Below are 24264 nucleotides of genomic sequence, written 5' to 3' on the forward strand. Positions count from 1 at the left end.
ATGGCTGACGAAAACAATCAGGCCGAAGCACCCGCCGTTGAGGCGACCGGTGGCGAACAGCCGCAGGGCCGTGGTCCGCGTGGCGGCCGTGGTCGTGGTGGCCAGGGCGGCGGCGACCGTGGTCGCGGTGGCCGTGACGGCGGCCGTGGCCGCCGCGACGATCGTCGCGGCGCAGAGGATGGTGGCGAGGAGCTGATCGAAAAGCTCGTCCACATCAACCGCGTGTCGAAGACCGTGAAGGGCGGCAAGCGCTTCGGTTTCGCAGCGCTCGTCGTCGTCGGCGACGGCAAGGGCCGCGTCGGTTTCGGGCATGGCAAGGCGCGCGAAGTGCCGGAAGCCATTTCGAAGGCGACCGCCGCTGCCAAGAAGGCGATGGTCCGCGTTCCGCTGAAGGACGGTCGTACGCTGCATCACGACGGCAACGGCCACTTCGGTGCCGGTCGCGTGACGGTGCGTTCGGCGCCGCAGGGTACTGGCATCATCGCCGGTGGTCCGATGCGCGCGATCTTCGAATCGCTGGGTGTCGCCGACGTGGTGACCAAGTCGGTCGGTACGTCGAACCCGTACAACATGATCCGTGCGACCTTCGAGGCGCTGAACGACCAGTCGTCGCCGAAGGCGGTGGCCCAGCGTCGCGGCAAGAAGATCGCCGACCTGCTGGGTCGTGGTGGATCGCAGACCGCCGAGGCTGACGCCGCGGCGATCGTGGAGTAACGAGCGATGGCAACCGTGAAGATCACCCAGACCGGGTCGCCGATCCGCCGGACCAAGGATCAGCGCGCGACGCTGATCGGTCTCGGCCTCAACAAGATGCACAAGACCGTGGAACTGGCCGACACCCCCGAGGTGCGTGGCATGATCCGCAAGGTGCAGCACATGGTGTCGGTCGAAGGCTGATACGCCTTCCACCTTTACCGGTGACAAATGCGGGGAAGGGGGCTATGCGGCCCCCTTCCTCATTTCTTTAGCGCGAACATAGCGAAAGCGAGTGCACACATGAAACTCAACGAAATCCGCGACAACGACGGCGCCCGCAAGAGCCGGATGCGCGTCGGCCGGGGCATCGGCTCGGGCAAGGGCAAGACCGCCGGCCGTGGCCAGAAGGGCCAGAAGAGCCGCGAAGGCGTCTCGATCAACGGCTTCGAAGGCGGCCAGATGCCGCTCCACATGCGGATCCCGAAGCGCGGCTTCAACAACATCTTCGCCAAGGATTACGCCGAAGTGAACCTCGGCGCGATCCAGAAGGCGGTCGACGCCGGCAAGATCGAAGCCGGTGCGGCACTCGACCACGCTGCGCTCAAGGCCGCGAACCTGGCCCGTGGCGGCAAGGACGGCGTCCGTCTGCTCGGCAAGGGCGAACTGACCGCAAAGCTGACCTTCACCGTTGCCGGTGCGTCGAAGTCGGCGATCGAAGCGGTTGAGAAGGCGGGTGGTTCGGTGTCGGTCATCGAAGTCGTGCCCGCGCACGAAAAGGCCGCTGCCAAGAAGGGCAAGACGCTCGCCGCCAAGAAGGCTGCGCACGCGTAAGCCTGCTCCCGTTGGGTTCGAGTAGCGATCGAGCCTGTCGAGAGCGCATATCGAGAACGGGGTACCGCTTAGCGGACCGTTCTCGACGGACGCTTCTCGACTGCGCTCGAAGCTGCTCGAACCGAACGGTTTCCTAGGGGGGCGTGTATCGTCCCCTTAGACATCCCGGCAGCAACCCCTATATGGTCGCCCGGGGGGTGGGCTGATGGCCCGCCAGCATCATTCGGGACATATCCATGGCAGCCGCCTCAGACGGTCTTGCGACCAATCTCAATCTGTCGAAATTCGGTCAGGCGACCGAACTCAAGAAGCGCCTGTGGTTTACGCTTGGGACACTGATCGTGTTCCGCATGCTGAGCTATGTGCCGCTGCCGGGGATCGACCCGACGCAGCTCGGCCTGCTCGCGAACCAGACGCAGGGCGGCGTTCTCGACTTCTTCAATACTTTTTCGGGCGGTGCGCTGACGCGCATGTCGGTCGTCGCGCTGGGCGTCATGCCCTATATCACCGCATCGATCGTCGTGCAGCTCGCGACGTCGCTCAGCCCGCAGCTCGCCGCCATCAAGAAGGAAGGCGAATCGGGCCGCAAGAAGCTCAACCAGTACACCCGCTACGGCACGGTCGCGCTGACCGCGATCCAGGGCTACACCATCGCGGTCGGGCTGGAGGCGTTCGGCGCTTCGGCCGGCGCGCAGGCGGTGATCGAGCCGGGCATGACCTTCCGCATCGCGGCGGTCATCTCGCTGATCGGCGGCACCATGTTCCTGATGTGGCTGGGTGAGCAGATCACCAGCCGCGGCATCGGCAACGGCATCTCGCTCATCATCATGGCCGGCATCGTCGCACATCTGCCGACGACTTTGCTCCAGTTGTTCGAAGGCAGCCGGTCGGGCACGATGAACCCGCTGACTCTGATCGGCATCATCGTCGCGGTCGCCGGCCTCGTCCTGTTCATCTGCTTCATGGAGCGCGCGCAGCGCCGCATCCTGATCCAGTACCCGAAGCGTCAGACGGCGCGCGGGGTGCAGGCGGATCGCAGTCACCTGCCGCTCAAGATCAACACCGCCGGTGTGATCCCGCCAATCTTCGCGTCGTCGCTGCTGCTGATGCCGGTGACCATCACCCAGTTCGCCGGACAGGCGACGGCGGGCGAGAGCCGCTGGGGCGACTTCATCATCACCCTCAACCAGTATCTGGCGCATGGCCAGCCGCTCTACATGCTGCTGTACGGCGCGGGCATCGTGTTCTTCTCGTTCTTCTACACTGCGATCGTCTTCAATCCCGAAGAGACCGCCGATAACCTCAAGCGCTATGGCGGGTTCATCCCCGGCATCCGCCCGGGCAAGAATACCGAGAATTATTTCGACTATGTGCTGACCCGCATCACGGTCATCGGTGCGGCCTATCTGGTCATCATCTGCCTGCTGCCCGAATATCTGGTATCGGCGCTGTCGATTCCCTTCTATCTCGGCGGCACCAGCCTGCTCATCGTCGTGAACGTGACAATGGACACGGTGACGCAGATCCAGTCGCACCTGCTGGCGCACCAGTATGGCGACCTCATCAAGAAGGCCAAGCTGAAGGGCGGACGCCTGCGCGGCTGAGCGTAACAGGACTAAGGGGGCAGCTATGGACATCATCCTTCTCGGACCGCCGGGCGCGGGCAAGGGCACCCAGGCCGCGCGGCTCGAAGCGGCGCGCGGCATGGTGCAGCTGTCGACCGGCGACATGCTGCGCGCGGCGGTGAAGGCGGGCAGCCCGGTCGGCCTGCAAGCCAAGGCGGTGATGGATGCCGGCGAACTGGTGTCCGATGCGATCGTGTCGGCGCTGATCGGCGAGCGGCTTGACCAGCTGGGCGATCGCGGCGCGATCTTCGACGGCTATCCGCGCACCGCGGCGCAGGCCGACGCGCTCGACCTGCTGCTCGAACATCGCGGACGTCAGCTGACCCATGTGATCGAGCTGGTGGTCGACGAGGATGCGCTGGTCGAGCGCATCGTCGGCCGTTTTACCTGCGCCAATTGCGGTGCGGGCTATCATGACACGTTCAAGCAACCCGCGGTTGCCGGGGTGTGCGACGCGTGCGGCGCGACCGAGTTCAAGCGGCGTCCCGACGACAACGAGGAAACCGTGCGTACCCGCATGGTCGAATATCGCGCTAAGACCGCGCCGATCCTGCCGCTCTACGAAGCGCGCGGCCTGGTTCACCGCGTCGACGGCATGGCCGACATGGACGACGTGACCGGACAGATCGCGGTGATCCTCGACACGTAAGGGCAGGGCGGGCTTCGGTCCGCCAGCCGCAACCGTCACCCCAGCGCAGGCTGGGGTCTCCCCGTTGGAGCGCGCAGCGCCCGCTCCTCGGAGACCCCAGCCTGCGCTGGGATGACGTGTTCGGGGAGGCTGAGTTGCGGATGCGCTACCTGCGCACCTCACGCCCCATCCCGAATTTGGTTCCGTCCACCGGTTGACAGGGTGGGAATCGGTCCGTATCAGCGATCCACCCCGACAAACCGGTTTACGGCGGCGCTTCCGCGCGTTCGCCGCGATCGCGCGTGACGGGTTGCAACGCTACGAGATGAGGGGCCGCTGCCATGCGGCGCCTCGTGGAGCTGGGAGAATTTAGTTCATGGCACGTATCGCGGGTGTTAATATCCCGACCAACAAGCGCGTCGTCATCGCGCTGCAGTACATTCACGGCATCGGTCCGGCCAAGGCCAAGGAACTCACCGAGCAGCTGGGCATCGCCGCCGAGCGCCGCGTGCAGGACCTGAGCGACCAGGAAGTCCTCCAGATCCGTGAAGCGATCGACGCGAACCACACCGTGGAAGGTGACCTGCGTCGCCAGACCGCGATGAACATCAAGCGTCTGATGGACCTCGCCTGCTATCGTGGCCTGCGCCACCGCAAGGGCCTGCCGGTCCGCGGCCAGCGCACGCACACCAATGCGCGCACCCGCAAGGGCAAGGCGAAGCCGATCGCGGGTAAGAAGAAGTAAGAAACAGTCCGGGGGACTGTTTCTAACTTCTTCTCCGTCGGAGAGAGGTAAGAGGCCGACCGCCTCCCGATCTCCGCACCACGCAAGATACTCAGGTCAGGATTTCCAATAATGGCACGTGAACCGCAGCGCCTTCGCCGTCGCGAGCGCAAGAACATCACCGCCGGCGTCGCGCATGTGAACGCCAGCTTCAACAACACCATGATCACCATCACCGATGCGCAGGGCAATGCGATCAGCTGGTCGTCGGCCGGCATGATGGGTTTCAAGGGCTCGCGCAAGTCGACCCCGTACGCCGCTCAGGTCGCTGCTGAAGACGCCGGCCGCAAGGCTGCCGACCACGGCGTGCGCACGCTCGAAGTCGAAGTGAAGGGCCCGGGTTCGGGTCGTGAATCGGCGCTTCGTGCGCTCCAGGCCGTCGGTTTCCAGATCACGTCGATCCGTGACGTGACCTCGATCCCGCACAACGGCGTGCGCCCGTCGAAGCGTCGTCGCGTCTGATCCGTGCCTGCCGCCCCGCCGGGTTCGTCCGGCGGGGCCGTTCTTTCATGGCGCGGACCCGTCCTTTCCGCGCCGCCAAGCTAGGGGAAGCCCGTGTCCGTCAACGCTAAGAACTGGCAGGAACTCAAGAAGCCGAGCGGCCTCGAGAAGAAGCCGGGCGGCGATCCCAAGCGCCGTTCGACCTTCGTGGCCGAGCCGCTGGAGCGTGGGTTCGGCCTGACGCTCGGCAACGCGCTGCGTCGCGTGCTGCTGTCGTCGCTGCAGGGCGCCGCCGTCACCTCGATCAAGATCGAGAACGTCCTTCACGAATTTTCCAGCCTTGCCGGCGTCCGCGAGGACGTGACGGACATGGTGCTGAACGTGAAGCAGATCGCACTGAAGATGCAGGGCGAAGGCCCGAAGCGTCTCCAGTTGTCCGTCACCGGTCCGGCCGAAGTGAAGGCCGGCGACATCGCCGTCACCGGCGATATCGAGGTGATGAACCCCGATCTGGTATTGTGCCATCTCGACGATGGTGCGACGCTCAACATGGAACTGACCGCCGATGTCGGTAAGGGCTATGTGCCGGCTGCCGGCAACCGTCCGGCCGATGCGCCGATCGGCCTGATCCCGGTCGACGCGCTGTATTCGCCGGTCCGCCAGGTCAGCTATAAGGTCGAGAACACCCGCGTCGGGCAGGAACTCGATTACGACAAGCTGACGCTGACGATCGAAACCGACGGCACCGTCACTCCTGAGGACGCACTGGCCTATGCCGGTCGCATCCTTCAGGACCAGCTCGCGCTGTTCGTCCACTTCGACGATTCGACGCTGCCCCGCGCCGCCGCAACCGGCACGCAGGTCGCAGCGCCGCAGAGCGAAGGCCAGGGCGACACCGCGCAGATCAACCGTTACCTGCTCAAGAAGGTCGACGAGCTGGAACTGTCGGTTCGTTCGGCCAATTGCCTCAAGAATGACAACATCATCTACATCGGCGACCTGGTCCAGAAGACCGAAGCCGAGATGCTGCGCACCCCGAATTTCGGTCGCAAGTCGCTGAACGAAATCAAGGAAGTGCTGTCGTCGATGGGTCTTCGCCTCGGCATGGACATCCCCGGATGGCCGCCCGAGAACATCGAAGAAATGGCGAAGAAGCTCGAACAGGAGATTATGGGCTGATTTTGCACCGGGGCAGGCAAGCCTGCCCCGGAGACAAAACCAGCCCGGCCGGCGGCCTTTCAGGCCGTCCGACAACACGGGCTTCGCCCGTGTCGGGCCAGTTTTGAAATGGCGGCAAGTGTGAACTTAGTGAACTTTGCCGCGAACAGGCGAACCGGTGGCAGCCTCTAAACAGCCACCAGCTCTGGGGATTCCGTGACACGGCCCCTTAACGAACGAAGGAAATACCCATGCGTCATCGCGTCGGCGGCCGTAAGCTGCAGCGTACCTCGGCACACCGCATTGCGCTGTTCCGCAACATGTCGGCCGCGCTCATCAAGCATGAGCAGATCACGACGACCGTCGCCAAGGCGAAGGAACTGCGTCCCTATGTCGAAAAGCTCATCACGCTGGCGAAGAAGGGCGGCCTGTCGAACCGTCGTCTCGCCCACGCTCGTCTGCTGGACGATGCGCAGCTGACCAAGCTGTTCGACGTGCTGGCGACCCGCTATGCCGATCGCAACGGCGGTTACACCCGCATCATCAAGGCCGGCATCCGCGCGTCGGACGCCTCGCCGATGGCGATCATCGAATTCGTCGACCGCGACGTGTCGGCGAAGGGCCAGGATTCGGGTCCGGTCCTGAGCGAAGAGGATTTCGACGAAGCCGCCTGATCGGCCTTTCGTTCGAGTGACACGGGGAAGGGCGGTCGTACTGCGGTACGGCCGCCTTTTTTCGTTGCGGTGGGTAACATTGTCTCCGCGGGGTTGCACGGGCGCGCCGCTCGCGTATCCTGCTGGTAACGCCGGATACCTTCCGGCTCGTCCCGTGGAGCAACGATGTACCGCCATGCCCTTGTCGCGATCGCGTGCCTGATGACCAGCACGACTGCCCTAGCCCAGACCATCGCCTATCCGCAGACCCGCACGGTCGACCAGGTCGACGAGCAGTTCGGCGTGAAGGTCGCCGATCCCTATCGCTGGCTGGAGAACGACGTCCGCAACGACCCGCAGGTCGCGGCCTGGGTCGCGGCGGAGAACAAGGTCACCGACGCGTATCTGGCCACGCTGCCCGGCCGTGACATCTTCAAGCAGCGGCTGACGAAGCTGTTCGACTATGAACGCTTCGGCGTGCCGAACCGCGAGGGCGGCCGCTATTTCTACAGCCGCAATTCGGGGTTGCAGAACCAGTCGGTGCTGTACGTCCGCGACAGCCTGAATGGGCAGGGGCGGGTGCTGATCGACCCCAATGGCTGGTCGAAGGATGGTGCGACGGCGCTTGCCGAATGGGCACCGTCCAAGGACGGCAAGCGGCTGCTCTATTCGATCCAGGACGGCGGCAGCGACTGGCGCAAGCTGCGCGTGCTGGACGTCGACACCGGAAAGGTGCTGGACGACCAGATCGACTGGGTGAAGTACGGCCTGTCGGCATCGTGGGTGAAGGACGGGTCGGGCTTCTACTATGCCCGCTTCCCGACCCCGGAAAAGGGGCAGGAGTTCCAGAGCCAGAACCTGAACGCCAAGGTCTATTTCCACAGGCTCGGCACGCCGCAGAGCGCCGACCGGCTGATCTACGAACGGCCCGACCAGCCGCGCTTCACCTTCTATCCCGGGATCACCGATGACGGCCGTTGGCTCGTCATCTCGACCAGTGGTCCGGGCGATCATACCGAGATCACGGTCCTCGACCTGACCAAGCCGAACGACCGCCCACGCACCATCGTCAACACCGACAATGTCGACTGGAACACGGTGGGGTCGAAGGACAGCACGCTGTACCTGACGACGACACAGGGCGCGCCGCGGCTGCGCATCGTCACGCTCGACATGGCAGCGGCCAACCCGCAGCCAAAGGAACTGGTGGCCGAGGACAAGGCGGTGCTGAACGGCGCGTCGCTGGTCGGCGGCCGGATCATGGCGGCGTATCTGGTCGATGCGAAGACCGAGGTGAAGCGCTTCACCCTCGACGGCAAGCCCGACGGTACGATCGAACTGCCGGGCATCGGCACGGTCGGCGGCGTCGGCGGCGAACTGGACAATAATGAGGGCTTCTTCGCCTTCTCCAGCTTCGCGACCCCGACCACCATCTATCGCTACGATGTCGCCACGCGACAGGTGACCCCCTGGGCCACGCCGAAGGTCGCATTCGACCCGGCGCAGTACGACGTCCGCCAGCGCTTCTACACGTCGAAGGACGGGACGAAGGTCCCGATGTTCATCGTCAAGCGCAAGGACGTGACCAAGCCCGCGCCGACCCTGCTCTACGCCTATGGCGGGTTCAACGTGCCGATCCTGCCGGGCTTCTCGCCGGGCCGCATCGCGTGGCTCGAACAGGGCGGCGTGCTGGCGGTCGCGAACATTCGCGGCGGCAGCGAATATGGCAAGGAATGGCATGACGGCGGCAAGCTGCTGAACAAGCAGAATGTGTTCGACGACTTCATCGCCGCGGGCGAAGACCTGATCGCGCAGGGCGTGACCGGCAAGGGCCAACTGGCGATCCAGGGCGGGTCGAACGGCGGCCTGCTGGTCGGTGCGGTCGTCAACCAGCGTCCCGACCTGTTCGCCGCCGCGCTGCCGGCGGTGGGTGTCATGGACATGTTGCGCTTCGACCGGTTCACCGCCGGGCGCTACTGGGTCGACGATTACGGCGTGCCGGCCAAGGAGGCGGATTTCCGCAACCTGCTGACCTATTCGCCCTATCACAATGTGAAGGCCGGCGTGACCTATCCGGCGATCCTGGCGACGACGGCCGACACCGACGATCGCGTGGTGCCGGGGCATACGTTCAAATACACCGCGATGCTCCAGTCGAAGGACATCGGGCCGAAGCCGCATCTGGTCCGCATCGAAACGCGCGCGGGCCACGGCTCGGGCAAGCCGACCGACAAGGTGATCGAGGAAACCGCCGATCTATGGGCGTTCATCGCCAAATGGACCGGGCTGGCGGTCAAGCCGGTCAACTGACAAATGACGCCGCGCGGGGCTGGCACCCGCGCGGCGCTCTGCTATCGGGGGGCATGAACGAGACCCCCGATTCCATCCTGATCGTCGATTTCGGCAGCCAAGTGACGCAGCTGATCGCGCGTCGCGTGCGCGAGGCCGGAGTCTATTCCGAAATCGCCCCGTTCCAGTCGGCGGAGGCCGCGTTCGAACGGATGAAGCCCAAGGGCGTGATCCTGTCGGGTGGCCCCGCATCGGTGTGCGACGACGGTTCCCCGCGCGCACCGCAGGCGATCTTCGACTCCGGCGTCCCGGTGTTCGGCATCTGCTACGGCCAGCAGGTGATGACCGCGCAGCTGGGCGGCAAGGTCGAGAAGGGCAATTCGGGCGAGTTCGGCGAGGCCTATATCGAGGTCGGCGACGACTGCGCGATGTTCGACGGCCTGTGGCAAAGGACCGAACGGCATCAGGTGTGGATGAGCCATGGCGACAAGGTCACCGAACTCGCCCCCGGCTTCCGCGCGGTCGCGACCAGCCCCGGCGCGCCCTATGCCATCGTCGCCGATGACGAGCGCCGCTATTACGGTGCGCAGTTCCATCCGGAGGTCGTGCATACCCCCGATGGCGGCAAGCTGATCGCCAATTTCGCCCGCCACGTCTGCGGTCTTGCCGGTGACTGGACGATGGCCGAATTCCGCGATGCCAAGATTGCGGAGATCCGTCAGCAGGTCGGCGACGGCAAGGTCATTTGCGGTCTGTCGGGCGGGGTCGACTCGTCGGTCGCCGCGCTGCTGATTCACGAAGCGATCGGCGACCAGCTGACCTGCGTGTTCGTCGATGGCGGCATCCTGCGCGCGGGCGAGGCGGAGCAGGTCGTCAGCCTGTTCCGCGGCCACTACAATATCCCGCTGGTCCATGTGGACGCGCAGGACCTGTTCATGGACGGCCTCGCCGGCGTCACCGATCCGGAGGCCAAGCGCAAGTTCATCGGCAAGACCTTCATCGATGTGTTCGAGGCCGAGGCGAAGAAGCTGGGCGGAGCGCAGTTCCTCGCGCAGGGTACGCTCTACCCCGACGTGATCGAAAGCGTCAGCTTCACCGGTGGACCGTCGGTGACGATCAAGAGCCATCATAATGTCGGTGGCCTACCGGAACGCATGAACATGGCGCTGGTCGAACCGTTGCGCGAACTGTTCAAGGACGAGGTTCGGGCGCTGGGTCGCGAACTGGGGCTGCCGGACGTGTTCGTCGGGCGCCACCCGTTCCCCGGACCCGGCCTCGCCATCCGTATTCCGGGCGAGGTGACCCGCGAGCGCTGCGGCATCCTGCGCAAGGCGGACGCGATCTACCTCGAGGAAATCCGCACCGCCGGGCTGTACGACGCGATCTGGCAGGCATTTGCCGTATTGCTGCCAGTGCGCAGCGTCGGCGTGATGGGCGATGGCCGCACCTACGACAACGTCCTTGCCCTCCGCGCGGTCACCTCGACCGATGGCATGACGGCGCAGGCATTCCAGTTCCCGGGCGACTTCCTGCCGCGCGTGGCGACCCGGATCATCAACGAGGTGAAGGGCATCAATCGCGTCACCTACGACTATACGAGCAAGCCGCCGGGCACGATCGAGTGGGAATGACAAGGACTCAAATCGCCCGGGGGCGATTTGAGTCCTTGTCATTCGCCCCGCGCCAGCGGGGTGGTGCTGAGCGCTTCGTTTAGTCCGTCACCCCGGGCGTGACCCAGGGTCCCGCTTTCTTTCGACGGTAGCAAAAGAAGCGGGACCCCGGGTCAAGCCCGGGGTGACGGGTTGGGCGGACGTCGGGCTGACGCAGTCGGCGACCCTAGCGCGGCAACCGGATCGTCGCGTTCAGCCCGCCGCCCTCGCGGTTCGTCAGCGCGACCTCACCCCCCGCATCGCGTACGATCGCCCGGGCCAGCGCCAATCCCAGCCCGATCCCGCCGGTATCGCGATTGCGCGACGTTTCCAGACGGGTGAAGGGATCGAACACCTCCGCCATCCGGTCCGCCGGAATGCCGGGGCCACGGTCCGCGACGATAATCGCCACGGCCTGCGCGCTCGTTGCCACCCGAACCTCGACAGCGCCGGCATATTTGATCGCATTCTCGATCAGGTTGCGCACCGCCCGCCGCATCAGATTGGGCCGCAGGTGCAGGGGCACCCGTGCCGCCTCCACGAAGTCGACATCATGGCCGAGGTCGCGGAAGTCGTCGACCACCGCGTCGACCAGCGCCGCGACGTCGACATCGGTCGCCGCCTCACTCGGCCGCCCCAGCCGCGCCAGCGAGAGGATGTCGTCCAGCGTCGCGTTCATCTCGTCGATCGTCTCGACCATTCGCGCCCGGTCGGTATCGTCCTCGACCGATTCGACTCGCACCCGGAGTGCCGCCAGCGGTGTCCGCAGGTCATGGCCGATCGCACCCAGCATCCGGTCCTTTTCGTCGACCATCGCATTCACCCGCCGCCCCAGATCGGTGAAGGCGGAGATCAGCAGCCGTACGTCCTGCGGCCCGGAAGGCTCAATTGCCGGCAGCGGGCGGGCGGGATGAAAGGCGCGTGCCGCCCCCGCCAGTCGCCTGAGCGGCTTGGCGATACGCCGCCCGATCCACAATACCGGCAGCAGCACGATGACGTAGAGGATGAAGGTCTGCGCCAGCAGCTGCCACAACAGCCCGCGCTCGGCCATCGGCCACGGCGTATGCGAGACCAGCCAGCCGCGCCCCGGCAGCTCGACCGCGGCATCCAGCACCGCGCCCATCCGCCGCAACCGGTCGGCGCGAGGGCCAGTGATACCCCGCGCCCGGACTTCGGCTTCGTCGATCGGGCGGATATTGGCCGCGATGGTGCCGACCCGGATGCCGGCTTCGGCAAAGCCCGACCTGATCGCCGCTTCGACGTCTCGCTCCGGCTCGCCGCGCATCGCCGGCACGCGATCCGTGACCAGCCGCACCCCACGCATCCGATCGCGCGGGGTTGCGTTCGCCTGTCCCGGCCGCGGCGCGATCCGGCGTTCGGCGGCGTCGATCAGCCGGGTGACGGCGGGAAGGGTGATTTCGGCGAAGCGAAAGGCACGGCGTTCGCGCAGCAACAGCCCGAAGTTCAGCGCCTGCGCGACGAACAACGCCACCGCGACCAGCAACGCGATCTGTCCGGGCAGGCTGGTCGGCAACAGCCGCTTCACAGGCGCGTCACCTCGGTCGCCAGCGTATAACCGCCGCCCCATACCGTCTTGATGATCTCCGGGTTGCGGACGTCGGTCTCGATCTTCTTGCGCAACCGGCTGACCTGATTGTCGATCGCGCGATCGAACGCCGCCGCCTCGCGCCCCTGGGTCAGGTCGAGCAACTGGTCGCGGGTCAGCACCTGGCGCGGGCGGGTGACCAAAGCATGCAGCAGGTTATATTCCCCGGTCGACAGCGGCACCGACACGCCCTCACGATCGACCAGCGCGCGTTCACCGGTCTTGAGCACCCATCCGGCGAAGGCGAACGACCCGGCCTCCGGCGCGTGTTGCCTGACCGCGCCGCCAGCCGTCCGCCGCAGCACGACCTTCACCCGTGCCGCCAGTTCGCGCGGGGAAAAGGGCTTCACGACATAATCGTCGGCGCCCATTTCCAGCCCGACGATCCGGTCGGTTTCTTCCGCGCGCGCGGTCAGCAGGATGACCGGCGTCTCGCTTGTCTCGCGGATATGGCGGCACAGCGACAGCCCGTCCTCGCCCGGCATCATGATGTCGAGGATAGCGAGGTCGATGGCATAGGCGTTCAGCCGCGCCCGCGCACCCTCCGCATCGCCCGCCTGGGTGACGCGGAAACCCTGCTTCGTCAGATATTGGGCAAGCGGTTCGCGGATCGATCGTTCGTCGTCGACCAGCAGTAAATGAGGAATATCGGCCATGTCGGACATGCTACGCGGCCCATCGACATAAGGGAAATGCCGGACGGCGCGGTACGCGACCGCGCCGTCCGGTCAGGGGTTACTCGGCCGGCTGACCGCCGCGGTGTGCCATGCGCTGGTCGCGCCATTGCTTGCGTTCGGCGGCATCGACGCGGCCGTCATGGTTGGCATCCTGCCGATCGAAGGCACGCGCCGCGACCGCGCGGAATTCCTCGCGGGTGACGACGCCGTTCTTGTCGACATCGGCGCGTTCCAGCATGCGGTCGCCCATAGACCGGCCGGGCATCGGCGTCGTGCCATCGACGGTCCCGCGCGGGCGCTGCGGCATCGCTGCGCGCTCGGCGGCGCTGATCGTGCCGTCGCGGTCGGTGTCGAGCGCGTCGAACCGGCGGTCGGCGCGGGCAAGCGCTCCCTCGCGGGTCAGGACGCCGTCGGCCATCGGACGGGGCGTGGGCGGTGGCGTCTGGGCGGTGACGATCGCGGGCAGGGCGATACCGGCGAGCGAGGCAGCGGCAATCAACGAACGCATGGGACTGTACCTTTGAACAAGGGGCGCACCCCCGGTGGAGAATGCGCCGCTTGTCGCCGGTAATTGTCGCCAGCCTTTGTCGACAAACCGCGGCTTTGTCGCAGTTTGTCGCAAGGCTCAGTTTTTAGGCGGCGTCCCGAACAGGTTGCGACGCTGTTCGTCGGTCATCGGCTTGCTACCGTCGCTGATCGCCTTGCCCTTGGCATAGGCCGCGGCCGTCGCGGGGCGGGCGGCGATGGCGTCGAACCAGCGCTTCAAATTCGGGAAGTCTTCCAGCTTCTGTCCCTGCGCCTCGTGCGGGACGATCCAGGGATAGGCCGCCATATCGGCGATTGAATAGTCGCCGGCGATGAAGTCGCGGTCGGCCAGTCGCTTGTCGAGCACGCCGTACAGCCGCGCGGTCTCGCGGATATAGCGGTCCTGCGCGTAGGGAATCTTCTCCGGCGCATAGATGTTGAAATGATGATTCTGCCCGGCCATCGGACCGAGGCCGCCCATCTGCCACATCAGCCACTGGATCGCGTCATAGCGTCCGGCGGTGTCGGCGGGCAGGAAGCGGCCGGTCTTTTCCGCCAGATAGAGCAGGATCGCACCGGATTCGAAGATCGACAGCGGATCGCCGCCGCCCAGCGGTTCATGGTCGACGATCGCGGGCATCCGGTTGTTCGGTGCGATGGCGAGGAATTCGGGGCGGAACTGCTCGCCCTTGCCGATATCGACCGGGTGGATGGTGTAGGGCAGGCCGGCTTCTTCGAGGAACAGCGTGATCTTGTGGCCATTGGGCGTGGGCCAGTAGTGCAGGTCGATCATGGAACGGCTCCGATACGGGGTAGGCGCGGCAGATGGTGTGCTTCCCCGCGCAAACCAAGGCGTCAGCGAGCGAACAGGGTGAGCGGAACTGCATCCGCCATCGCCCGATAGCCCGCTATCGAGGGATGCAGGTGGTCGCCCGAGTCATAGGCGGGCAGCAGGCGGTCGGGTCGCGCCGGGTCGCGTACTATCCGGTCGAAATCAATCACTGCGTCGAAATGGCCGGGGGTGCGGATCCAGGCGTTGATCGCCTGCCGTGCGGCTTCGGCGGCGGCGTCGGGGTGGTAATAGTCGTTGCCGACAAACGGCGTGATCGTGCCGCCGATGACGGTCAGCCTGAGCGCCCGTGCCCGCGCGACGATCTGGGCATATCCGGCGATCATCTGCTGCACTCGAGACTGGCGCTCCTCCGGCGAGACCGGCCGTTCGCGGCCTAGCCGGCCCAGGTCGTTGATCCCTTCGAGGACGATGACATAGCGCGCGCCGGGCTGGCTTGCCACGTCGCTGTCAAAGCGCGCCAAGGCATTGGGGCCGCTGCATTCCGCCAGCAGGCAGTTGCCGCCGATGCCTTGGTTCAGCACCGCGATCCGACGCGTGCGCGGGGCGGCGGACAGGCGGCGGGCGAGATCGTCGGTCCAGCGCAGATGCCGCCCGTCGGTCACGCCATAGCCATCGGTGATCGAATCGCCGAGCGCGACGATCGCCCGCGCCGGAGGGGCGGCGGTCACCTCGACGGCGGCGATCTGGAACCAGCGTTCGACCGGTCTGGCATCGGCGAAGGCGGTGTCGGCCAGCCGATCCCCGCCGGCAATCCAGCTACGCGTCCGGGCGCCGGGATGACCGGTCTGCTGGTCGGGCAGGGCGGCGAAGTGGGTGGTAATCGCGAGGTCGGACAAGGGCTTGGCGGCAAATGGCACCGGATCGGACCAGAAATCCGCGCCGGCGGGAACCTCGACGTCCGGGCGGCCACCGAAACGGAGCGCGCGGTCGGTGCCCGCCTGGATCCCGGCGGCGGCGGGGCCCGATGCGACCGCGACATGCGCCCCGGCGATCCGCAGCGGGGTCGTGCCGAACCGGTTGGTGAAGCGCACGCGCAGCGCCGCTCCGCCGAGCGTCAGTCGAACGACCTGGCGGACGGTCGTGTTGCCGGAAGTTGGCGAAGGTAGTGCGTGTTCGGGGTTCGAGCGGATCGGGGAGGTGGTCCAGGTCGCGACCCAGGTCGGCGGAGGAGAACGATTTGCCGATGCGATGCCACAATACAACAGAACAAAGCCTACGGTCGAAAGTATACGCATAGATGTTGCTCCGTTGTTTGCGTGATTAGATGTTTCAAATGCACTAATTGGCCAAGTGTATAAATTCGCCCTTGCGATGGTTCCGGTTGTTTCTTTGGAAACTCATCCACTATAAATCCATTTATATTGATGGGTTTGCGCAAAGGCCGCGTTGATGGCGGTCTGAAGGAAGTGGCAGGGTTAACGGACAACCGGGAGGACAGCGTATGCCAGGAACGGGCGGCGAAGTGATCATGCGAAACGAGGCCGATCAGCCGACGGTATCGTCTGCCGACTTCGCCCGCCGCTTCGGTCAGTTGCGCCAGATGCAGGATGACGAAGCGATCTTCGTCACGCATCATGGCCGTGCGACCCATGTGCTGACGACGGTTCGCCACTATAACGCGCTGCGCGACAACGAAGGTGACGGCGATGCGCCGATCGCGCCGCCCAGCCTGCAGGATTTCGCCAACTGCCTGACGGTCGGGGTGCTGCTGATCGATTACGACATGCGCATCCTGGCCGCGAACCATGTCGCGCATGCCCAGCTGGACCGGGAGGAAAACGAACTGGTCGGGCACCATGTTTTCAAGGCGGTACCGACGCTGCACGGGTCGCTGGTCGAAACCTATGTCCGGCGATCGGTCGCCAGCCGCGAACCGGCATCGGCGGAAATTCCGTCGCTGTTTCGCCCCGACAGCTGGGTGCGGGTCGATATCCATCCCTTTGCCCGCCATGTCACCATCCTGTTCCACGACATCACCGAGGACATGAAGCGGCACCGGCTGGCCGATGTGCGTCAGTCGCTGCGCGAGGCGATCGGGGTACATGACGGGATCGGGTATGTCTGCCTCAACACGCGCGGCCATATCGACCGGGCGGAGCCGACCTTTTGCGAGATGGTGCACCTGTCCGAAGAGCGGCTGCACCATGTCGCCATCGCCGACCTGGTCCCCGTCGCCCACCGCGTCGCGTTCCGCGAGGCGCTGGACAAGGTATTGAGCGGCGAGGGCGCGCGCACCATCGACAGCGTGCTGTTGTCGAACGACGGCGCGACAGTCGCGGTGCGGGTGACCATCGCGGAACTGCGCGGCGTCTATGGCAATTAAGGCGCGATCGTCCTGCTGACCCGGCGATAGGATCAGCCGACCAGCACCGGCGTGCCGCAGCGCACGCCGTCGATCCGTACGTCCGCCTGGCCGACATGCACCCCGGCCAGCGCGGTCACCTGCCCCACCACCAGGTCCAGCGCGGGCGCGACCGCGCTCAACGTATTGCCGAGCGTGCTGGTCAACAGGCCGGCCGACACGCCCAGCCCCAGCACATTGGCGCGGATGTCGATGGTGCGCAGCAGGCTGCTGGCGACGCCGGCGGCGATGTCGTTGGTCGAGACCGATTTGACGACATGGTCGTTGATCTCGGCCGTCGAGAAATTGACCCGCTGCGCCTGTGTGCCGCCGAGCTGCACATTCGCCAGACCGGTCAAGGACACCAGCGGCAGCGTGACCATCCGCGCGGGGCGCAGCGCCACCGCCTGCTGGAAATTCGGCAATGCGGCGGGATCGAGATCGGCGATCGCGACGCGTCCGAGCGACGGCGTGACGTCCAGCGCGGCGGTGGCGTTCGCCGGGCCGCCGCGACAGGTGATCTGCGCCAGCCGCGCCTCCGCCTCGGCCAGTTCGACATAGATCGGCACGCGCACCGACCCGAGGCTGAGCGGGGCGTTCACCAGCGCGATGTCGATCCACAGCCGGGTCTGCGCGCTGCGCACGACCGCCTGTCCCGCTTCGCCGACCGACAACCAGCGGCTGTTCGCCGCCCGCTCGCCGATCTGGAGGAACACCCGCGTCTGGCCGATGCCCGGAATGCCGAGGTCGATATCGCTCTGCACCTGTCGCGAGCCGCCCGAAATCTGCAGGACTTCGCGCAGGAATGCATAAGCATCGGTTTCGACCGGTCGCAGCGGATCGGCGACGTTGCGGCTGCCCAGCGCGCCGAGGTCGACGATCTTGTCGAGGCGGACCGTGCGATTGGGCAATTTGCCCGCGATGGAACGCAATAGCTGGGCCGCGGCGCTGCTGGTCGTCGACCCGGCCATCGCCGTCACTAGTTTCGGCAGGGCGATATCGGTCGCCAGCACGTCGTTGAATGTGTCGGCGCGCACGCCGCCGGTGGTTCGCAGCAGCTCGGCGGTCTTGAGCAGATCGACCTGTCCCGACACCAGCGCATTGTAATCCATGACCGACAGCGACAATTCGCTGCCCGCCAGTTGCGACAGCAGCGCGCCGGGCAGGCCGCCCTGCACCGATGCCAGCCGTGTCCCGAGCGAAAATGCGGCGAGGTCGATGCGCGCGGCGGTGGCGCGGGCTTCGATGGTGACGTCGCGATAGCCGAACACGCGGGCGAAGACCGGTTGGATGCGGCTTTCCAGTGCGACCTGCGCCGCATTGCCCGGCGTGCCGTTGGCGAGGAACCGGGCATCGACCGCCAGCCGTTCGTCGCGGGTAAAGCGGCCGGGGGTCATCACCGTCAGCCGCGTGCCGTTGTCGGGCGACAGCGATACCGCCGCCTGTGCCCGTGCCGTGCCGTTGGACAGGTCGCCGGCGGCCGCCAGCGCGGCGGCATCGGCCGCGCCCTGCAACCGGCGCTTTTCCAGATACAGGCTGGCGGTATCCACGCCCAGCACCGCCGTGCCGGTCAGCATCGTCAGCCCGCCGGCCAGCATCAGCGCGACATTGCCCTCCCGCGCCTTGACCAGGCGCCGCATAGCCCGGACGACCATCGTCAGAATCCTGCCAGCACGACGCTGGCCTGTCGCTGGATCATGGTCGTCGCGGCGGGCATGATCGGCAGCTTGAGCAACGGGTTGGCCGATCCGTCATAGGCGACGCGGACGGTCAGCAGCCGGCCGTCATCGTCGATGCGGACGGACACGTCGGTGCTGCGGATGCCGTAGCTGCGCGACAGGGTTTGCAGCGCGGCGCCGGTCCCCAACGTCACGCGCTCGGCCGGCGTGATCCCGGCGAGCGCCGCACGCGCGCCTTCGTTCGCGCTTTCCTGCACGACATGCGACATCGCCAGCCAGCTGCCGCCGCTGATAATGCCGAACAGGAAGACCATGAGGACCGGCAGCGCCAGGGCCAGTTCGATGAGCGCGGCACCGCGCCGGTCGGCCGCGACGCGCCGGAGCGGACGCATCCTGCGCAATTTACGTAACGATCGCAGGGGGATGGCGCCGTTGCCGCTCCCGCCCGTTCGAACGGGGCCGGCGGCCGTCGTTGCGCTGTAGTCCGATACGCGGAAGCCGATCGATACGACCATGCTGCACTCCTCCCGATCGACAGGATAGGGCGGTGCGGTGACCGGACGGTTTCCCGTAACCGACTGCGTTATCTCGCAATTTGCGAACCCTTCGGGCGCCTGGTGCCGCCGTCGCCGTCGGGCGTCCGGCGCGGTCCGTCATGCCGGTGCGACGGCGTGGCGCACGCCATATGGCCGACGTCTTGCCCCGCACCGCGCGAACAGTTACCCGCAAGCGTGATCCGCCCGCGCGTCCGCGGGCCACCCCAGATGTGAACGGGTATAGGTACGTGACTGCTGCCAATCGAGCGACGGAATCCAGGCTGTGGTGGCTGGGGGACCGGATGGCGGTCCTGGTCCTGGGCCTGATCGCCGGGTTCGTGGTCGGCCTGTCCTTTGCGGGCGACGGCCGGATCGCGCTGCCGGAAACGCCCGCGCCGGTCGCGTCGCCGACTCCGCTGGTGGCGCCCGGCGCATCCTCGACCGGGACCGATGCCGCGCCGGCGACGCCGGCCGCGCCCGCCATCGCCGCGCGCACCGTCGACGGGCCGATCGACCGCCAAGTCATCAACCGGGTGAAGCGCGACGGGGTGCTACGCGTCGGCGTGTTCGGCGACAGCTTCGGCAACGGCATCTGGGACGCGCTCTATCGGCAGCTGCCCAAGGACGACGGCTTCGAGGTGCTGAAATTCGCCAAGGAGGCGACCGGCTTTACCCGCTACCGCGTGATCGACCTCGAAAAGCGCGCCCGCGAACAACTCGCTGCCCAACCCGTCGATGCCGTCGTGATCAGCTTCGGCGCCAACGACAATCAGGCGGTGTTCGCCGACGGCCATCTCCACCCGTTGATGAGCGATGGTTGGAAACAGGTGATCGGCGACCGCATCGACAGCTACGTAAAGGCGCTGCGCTCGACCGGGGCGGTCGTCTATTGGGTCGGGCTGCCGGTGATGCGCGATCCGCAGCTGGATGCCGACATGCAGGCGATGGACGCATTTTACGAGGAGCATATGCGCCGGCTGGGCGTGCCGTTCCTCGACTCCCGTCCGCTGACGCTGGACGCGGAGGGCAAGTACAATGCCTATCTACCCGACCTGAAGACTGGCAAGCCGGTGCTGATGCGGACCGGCGACGGGCTGCACATGATCGGGGTCGGTTATCAGCGGCTGACCGCCAAGGTGGCGGACGACCTGCGGCGCTATGCCGAGCGTGCCCGGCGTGAGGCGGGGCGGCCGCTGCCGACGCCGACGCCGACGCCGACCGGGAATGCGCGCTGATGTCGGCGCTGTTCGCCCTAGCGCTGGCGCAGGCCGCAAGCGCCCAGGCCTGTATCGGCGGGCTGTGCGACGCGGAACGGCTTCGCCCGTTCCTTGAAAAGCTGGCCAGCGCGAAGGAAGCGCCCGAGCCGGTCCGCATCCTCCAGATCGGCGACAGCCATACCGCCGGCGACCAGATCACCGGCAGCTGGCGGACGGCATTGCAGACGCGTTTCGGCCGGGCGGGGCGCGGCGTGTTGCCGCCCGGTCGCCCCTATGCCGGCTATCTGACCCGCGACATCACCGCCGGCCAGTCGATCGGATGGAGCGTCAACGGCATCTTCGGCGCGGCCTATTCCGCGAACAGCAATATCCGGCTGGGGCTGAGCGGTTACAGCCTGACCAGCGAGCAACCCGGCGCGACGGTGACGCTGAGCGCCGATAACGGCCGCAATTTCGACCGGCTGACCGTCTGCGCGCTGAGCGGGCCGGGACAGGGGTCGCTGCAACTGAGCCTGGGCGCGGCGGTGGTGGCATGGTCGCTCGACGGGGCGCAGGCGGGCAGTCGCTGTCGCACGCTCGACGGCAATGGCGAGGCGACGATCGCGTCGGCGACGGTCATCGGCGGGCCGGTGACGATTACGTCATGGAGCACCGAACGGCGCATGGGCGGCGGGGTGATCCTGTCGAACCTCGGCACGGTCGGCGCGCAGTTCCTGCATTTCGGGCGGACCGACGACCGGGTGGTCGCGACCGAGCTGGCCGCCTATCGCCCCGACCTGATCGTTGTCGCCTATGGCACCAACGAGGCGTTCCGCCCCGGTTTTTCGGCCAGCGCCTACGAAGCGACGCTGCGTGCCGACCTGACGCGGTTGCGGCGGCTGGCGCCCGATGTGCCGATGCTGCTGATCGGCGCGCCCGATTCGGCGACCAAGCAGCCGGGGCTGCAAAGCGGCGAGAGCGGCACCAGTGCGCCATGCGCGGACGGTGGCGGATGGCGGCCGACCGCGGCGCTCGCATCGGTGCAGGCGGTCCAGCGGCGACAGGCCCGGGCGTTCGGCATCGCCTATTGGGACTGGGCGCAGCGCATGGGCGGGCGCTGTGTCGCCGATGGCTGGACGCAGGGGGCGACCCCGTTGATGCGGGGCGACCACGTCCATTTCACCAGCCGCGGCGGGGCGGAGATTGCGCGACTGTTGCAGGCCGATCTCGACGCGGCGATGACCCGGATCGTCGGCGCCGCGCCATCCTCGGGCTGGTCGACCACCGCTCCTTCTGCACCGGTTCGCTAAATGCTGTTTCCCACGCTCAGCTTCGGGCTGTTCTTCCTCGTCGTCTATTGCGTGACGTGGTCGCTGGGGCGGTCGAACGAATGGCGCAAGATCGCGCTGCTGCTGGCCAGCTGGTTCTTCTACGGCGCATGGGATGCGCGGTTCGTCGCGCTGCTGTTCGTATCGGCCTTCGTCAACTGGGCGCTGGCGCAGGCGATCGTGCGCAGCGACGACGACCGAACCGGCCGCGCGCTGGTGACGGTCGGGGTCGTCGCCAATCTGGGGGTGCTCGGCTATTTCAAATATGCCGGCTTCTTCCTCGAACAGTTGAGCGCGCTGCTGACTCCGCTCGGCTTTGCGCGCGACCTGCCGCTGTTGCAGGTGGTGTTGCCGGTCGGGGTGTCGTTCTTCACCTTTCAGGCGATCTCCTATCTGGTCGATGTCCATCGGCGGCGCATCCCGGCGGCGAACCTGCTCGACCTGACGCTGCTGATGTCGTTCTTCCCGCATCTGGTGGCGGGGCCGATCGTGCGCGGCGCGGACCTGCTGCCGCAGTTCCGTCGCGTGCCGACGATCGATCGTGGGGTCGTTGCCGCCGCGCTGCTGCTGATCCTGTGGGGGCTGTTCAAGAAGGCGGTGATCGCGTCGCAGCTGGCCGGCGCGCTGGTCGATCCGGCGTTCTTCGATCCGGCCAGCCGGTCGAGCTTCGACCTGCTGATCGGCGCCTATGGCTATGCGGTGCAGATCTATTGCGACTTTTCCGCCTATTCCGACATGGCGATCGGGCTGGCGGCGCTGCTGGGCTACACTTTCCCGCGCAATTTCGACCAGCCGTACCGCGCCGCCTCGCTGCAGGGTTTCTGGCGGCGGTGGCATATCAGCCTATCGAGCTGGTTGCGCGACTATCTCTACATCCCGCTGGGCGGCAGCCGGAAGGGGCCGGTGCGGACCTATATCAACCTGTTCCTGACGATGCTGCTGGGCGGGTTGTGGCATGGCGCCAGCTGGGCGTTCGTGATCTGGGGCGCGCTGCATGGCGGCTGGCTGGCGATCGAGCGGTTTTGGGCGCGGCATCGCCCCGCCGGCCTGCCCACGGCGCCGCGCTGGGCCGGTATCCTGCTGACGTTCCACATCGTCGTGCTCGGCTGGATCTTCTTCCGTGCGCAGGGCGAGGGGGAGGCGTTCGCCTATCTGGGGCAGCTGTTCGCCGGCGATTGGCGCAACACGCTGGTCACGCCGCTGTCGCTGGCGCTGGTCGTGCTGGGCCTTGCCATCCATGCCGTGCCGGCCGGCATCCTGCAGGGGCTGGCGGTGCGGGTCCGCCACCATGCCGCGCCGATCATCGGGCTGGCGCTGGGCGTGCTGATCCTGATCGTCGACGCGATGCGGCCCGAAGGGGTCGCGCCGTTCATCTATTACCAGTTCTGAGCGGGAGCCGCCGATGACCACGGGTGCCGAACAGGGGGAGATCGTAGAGGTCGGGTCGCCGGTGCTGGTCGCGCCCGATCCGGTCGATGTCGTACGGCCCTTCGCATGGATGTCGACGATCATCGTGACCGCGACGCTGTTCTTGGCGCTGTTCAACGCGCATGCGATCGCGGCGTGGTTCGACGAGCTGCCGCCGTCGCCCTATACCGAGCCGTTGCGGGCGCCGATCGCGGCATGGGCGGGGTTGACCGAGCGGCTGGGGTTCGATGCGCCGCGGGCTGCGGTGCGGAGCCGGTGGGAAGCGGCGCAGGCAGCGCGGTTCGGGGGTGAGCAGCCGGGTGAGGATGGGAGCGCGCGGTAGTTACCGTCCGCTTCCGTTTGCTTCGAGCGCAGGTTCGAGCCTGTCGAGAACCGTAGTCGAGAAGGGCTGCCCCAAACTCAGGGTTCTCGACGGACGCTTCTCGACAGGCTCGAAGCTGCTCGAACCGAACGGGTTTGCGGAGGTGGCGGAAGAGTGTCGACCCACCAACGGCAACGCCCGCGGGAGCATGGCTCGGCGCGGGCGTTGCGGAGGTCCTGGCGGATGCCAGGAGCGTGTCAGCGGTAGAAGGTGTGGTCGGCGATCTGCGCGACGCGGGTGCGCTTCGGGAAGGAAGCACCGGCCGAGTGGAAGAACAGCGCGCCCGGGGCGACGTCTTCGCCCTTGCCGGCCAGCGTGCGCTTGGCGATGTCGACGGCGGTGTTCCAGCGGCCGTTGTTGCGCGGCGGATTGTATGCATCGACGTTGAAGAACTGGCCGCGCTGCTTGACGACGCCGCACGCGCTGGGGGCGAAGCGGCCGCTCTTCATGCGGGCGCGAATGACTTGGGCGACGGCCAGCTGGCCCTTGTGCGGCTGGTTGCCGGCTTCGTGCACGACGACCTTGGCGACACATTCGATCTCGGACTTGTCGAGATCGGCGGTATCGACGTCAGCGTCGTCGGTGGCGACGTCGGCTGCTTCGGTGGGGAGGGGCTGCACGACCGGGGTCGCGGCGGCAAAGGTAACGGGAGTGGAAGCGGGGGCGATCGGTGCCGGTTGCTGTACGACCGGGAGTTCGGGATCCGTGTTCATCGCGACATGGGCGCTCGCTACGCCGCTTGCCGCCGTCAGGCTCCACAACACCAATACGGACCAACGCTTATTCATTCCAACGCATCTTTTGTGCGCGAGGGTGCCCGCCATCGGCCGCAGAAACGCGGACAAAAGAAGCGGCCGTCGGGATCCCCCACGTCTCGCCGTGCGACTTCCGCTTCTTTGGAAAGGGCGGATGGCCGGACCGGCTGAAAACCGGGACGTCCTTCGGGCCGGCGCGGCAAACTGTCAACGTTTGCACCGTTC

At 66.6% G+C, this 24264-nt stretch carries 24 protein-coding genes; 16 read left to right on the top strand and 8 right to left on the bottom strand.

What is annotated here, in order from left to right; all coding sequences use genetic code 11:
* The 11 genes from rpsE (at position 1) to guaA (ending at position 10736) form a co-directional block, all read left to right on the top strand.
* A complete protein-coding gene (rpsE, locus tag PPZ50_RS07355; RefSeq protein ID WP_066689618.1) occupies positions 1-714 on the top strand; it encodes a 30S ribosomal protein S5 in 714 nt (237 codons plus the stop codon).
* 6 nt (positions 715-720) lie between these two features.
* Complete coding sequence (gene rpmD, locus PPZ50_RS07360; RefSeq protein ID WP_055763335.1) at positions 721-897, top strand: 50S ribosomal protein L30; 177 nt, start codon at positions 721-723, stop codon at positions 895-897.
* Between the two features lie 99 nt (positions 898-996).
* Positions 997-1527 (top strand): 50S ribosomal protein L15, encoded by a 531-nt coding sequence (rplO, locus tag PPZ50_RS07365; protein WP_066689617.1) that lies wholly within the window; start codon positions 997-999, stop codon positions 1525-1527.
* A gap of 236 nt (positions 1528-1763) precedes the next feature.
* Positions 1764-3131 carry a preprotein translocase subunit SecY gene (gene secY / locus PPZ50_RS07370; protein ID WP_272815784.1) on the top strand — a complete coding sequence of 456 codons (1368 nt, stop codon included), beginning with the start codon at positions 1764-1766 and terminating at the stop codon, positions 3129-3131.
* Positions 3132-3156: 25 nt separating this feature from the next.
* The gene (locus tag PPZ50_RS07375) at positions 3157-3801 is read left to right on the top strand and encodes an adenylate kinase (RefSeq protein WP_066689615.1); all 645 of its coding nucleotides are present in this window, start codon (positions 3157-3159) and stop codon (positions 3799-3801) included.
* 355 nt (positions 3802-4156) lie between these two features.
* Positions 4157-4525, top strand: a complete 369-nt coding sequence (rpsM, locus tag PPZ50_RS07380) for a 30S ribosomal protein S13 (protein WP_066689614.1) — start codon at positions 4157-4159, stop codon at positions 4523-4525.
* Positions 4526-4636: 111 nt separating this feature from the next.
* Positions 4637-5026: a 30S ribosomal protein S11 gene (gene rpsK, locus PPZ50_RS07385; protein WP_055763349.1), complete on the top strand. Its 390-nt coding sequence runs from the start codon at positions 4637-4639 to the stop codon at positions 5024-5026.
* Positions 5027-5119: 93 nt separating this feature from the next.
* The gene (locus PPZ50_RS07390; RefSeq protein ID WP_066689613.1) at positions 5120-6184 is read left to right on the top strand and encodes a DNA-directed RNA polymerase subunit alpha; all 1065 of its coding nucleotides are present in this window, start codon (positions 5120-5122) and stop codon (positions 6182-6184) included.
* A gap of 230 nt (positions 6185-6414) precedes the next feature.
* Complete coding sequence (gene rplQ / locus PPZ50_RS07395) at positions 6415-6837, top strand: 50S ribosomal protein L17 (RefSeq protein WP_066689612.1); 423 nt, start codon at positions 6415-6417, stop codon at positions 6835-6837.
* Positions 6838-7002: 165 nt separating this feature from the next.
* Positions 7003-9126 carry a prolyl oligopeptidase family serine peptidase gene (locus tag PPZ50_RS07400; protein ID WP_066689611.1) on the top strand — a complete coding sequence of 708 codons (2124 nt, stop codon included), beginning with the start codon at positions 7003-7005 and terminating at the stop codon, positions 9124-9126.
* 53 nt (positions 9127-9179) lie between these two features.
* On the top strand, positions 9180-10736 hold the full coding sequence (gene guaA / locus PPZ50_RS07405) for a glutamine-hydrolyzing GMP synthase (RefSeq protein ID WP_066689610.1): 1557 nt from the start codon (positions 9180-9182) through the stop codon (positions 10734-10736).
* Positions 10737-10941: 205 nt separating this feature from the next.
* Here guaA and PPZ50_RS07410 read toward each other — a convergent pair whose 3' ends face one another.
* The 5 genes from PPZ50_RS07410 to PPZ50_RS07430 all read right to left on the bottom strand — a co-directional run bounded on the left by PPZ50_RS07410 (position 10942) and on the right by PPZ50_RS07430 (position 15446).
* The gene (locus PPZ50_RS07410; protein WP_232307920.1) at positions 10942-12300 is read right to left on the bottom strand and encodes a sensor histidine kinase; all 1359 of its coding nucleotides are present in this window, start codon (positions 12298-12300) and stop codon (positions 10942-10944) included.
* The gene (locus tag PPZ50_RS07415; protein ID WP_066689608.1) at positions 12297-13016 is read right to left on the bottom strand and encodes a response regulator; all 720 of its coding nucleotides are present in this window, start codon (positions 13014-13016) and stop codon (positions 12297-12299) included. Before PPZ50_RS07415 ends, PPZ50_RS07410 begins: the two co-directional genes overlap by 4 nt.
* A gap of 79 nt (positions 13017-13095) precedes the next feature.
* On the bottom strand, positions 13096-13545 hold the full coding sequence (locus PPZ50_RS07420) for an EF-hand domain-containing protein (RefSeq protein ID WP_066689607.1): 450 nt from the start codon (positions 13543-13545) through the stop codon (positions 13096-13098).
* A 117-nt stretch (positions 13546-13662) separates the two neighbouring features.
* The gene (locus PPZ50_RS07425) at positions 13663-14355 is read right to left on the bottom strand and encodes a glutathione binding-like protein (protein WP_066689606.1); all 693 of its coding nucleotides are present in this window, start codon (positions 14353-14355) and stop codon (positions 13663-13665) included.
* Between the two features lie 62 nt (positions 14356-14417).
* Positions 14418-15446, bottom strand: a complete 1029-nt coding sequence (locus PPZ50_RS07430) for an SGNH/GDSL hydrolase family protein (protein WP_241215416.1) — start codon at positions 15444-15446, stop codon at positions 14418-14420.
* Positions 15447-15883: 437 nt separating this feature from the next.
* Here PPZ50_RS07430 and PPZ50_RS07435 point away from each other — a divergent pair, with 437 nt between their 5' ends.
* Positions 15884-16738 (top strand): PAS domain-containing protein, encoded by an 855-nt coding sequence (locus PPZ50_RS07435; protein WP_232307929.1) that lies wholly within the window; start codon positions 15884-15886, stop codon positions 16736-16738.
* A gap of 32 nt (positions 16739-16770) precedes the next feature.
* On the opposite strand, the gene PPZ50_RS07440 is transcribed toward PPZ50_RS07435, so the two are convergent.
* Together PPZ50_RS07440 and PPZ50_RS07445 are read right to left on the bottom strand one after the other, a co-directional pair.
* The gene (locus PPZ50_RS07440; RefSeq protein WP_066689604.1) at positions 16771-18411 is read right to left on the bottom strand and encodes a pilus assembly protein TadG-related protein; all 1641 of its coding nucleotides are present in this window, start codon (positions 18409-18411) and stop codon (positions 16771-16773) included.
* 2 nt (positions 18412-18413) lie between these two features.
* Positions 18414-18827 (bottom strand): TadE/TadG family type IV pilus assembly protein, encoded by a 414-nt coding sequence (locus PPZ50_RS07445; RefSeq protein WP_066689603.1) that lies wholly within the window; start codon positions 18825-18827, stop codon positions 18414-18416.
* A gap of 446 nt (positions 18828-19273) precedes the next feature.
* Here PPZ50_RS07445 and PPZ50_RS07450 point away from each other — a divergent pair, with 446 nt between their 5' ends.
* The 4 genes from PPZ50_RS07450 to PPZ50_RS07465 are packed head-to-tail and all read left to right on the top strand — an operon-like array spanning position 19274 to position 23245.
* A complete protein-coding gene (locus PPZ50_RS07450) occupies positions 19274-20206 on the top strand; it encodes an SGNH/GDSL hydrolase family protein (RefSeq protein ID WP_066689602.1) in 933 nt (310 codons plus the stop codon).
* Complete coding sequence (locus PPZ50_RS07455) at positions 20206-21477, top strand: GDSL-type esterase/lipase family protein (RefSeq protein WP_066689601.1); 1272 nt, start codon at positions 20206-20208, stop codon at positions 21475-21477. Before PPZ50_RS07450 ends, PPZ50_RS07455 begins: the two co-directional genes overlap by 1 nt.
* Positions 21478-22884 carry an MBOAT family O-acyltransferase gene (locus tag PPZ50_RS07460; RefSeq protein WP_066689600.1) on the top strand — a complete coding sequence of 469 codons (1407 nt, stop codon included), beginning with the start codon at positions 21478-21480 and terminating at the stop codon, positions 22882-22884.
* 13 nt (positions 22885-22897) lie between these two features.
* Positions 22898-23245, top strand: coding sequence for a hypothetical protein (locus tag PPZ50_RS07465; protein WP_066689599.1), 348 nt, complete (start codon positions 22898-22900; stop codon positions 23243-23245).
* A 236-nt stretch (positions 23246-23481) separates the two neighbouring features.
* On the opposite strand, the gene PPZ50_RS07470 is transcribed toward PPZ50_RS07465, so the two are convergent.
* Positions 23482-24108, bottom strand: a complete 627-nt coding sequence (locus tag PPZ50_RS07470) for a cell wall hydrolase (protein ID WP_232307919.1) — start codon at positions 24106-24108, stop codon at positions 23482-23484.
* Positions 24109-24264: the final 156 nt, after the last annotated feature.

It is taken from the genome of Sphingomonas hankookensis, from assembly GCF_028551275.1.
Taxonomy (GTDB): Bacteria; Pseudomonadota; Alphaproteobacteria; order Sphingomonadales; family Sphingomonadaceae; genus Sphingomonas; species Sphingomonas hankookensis_A.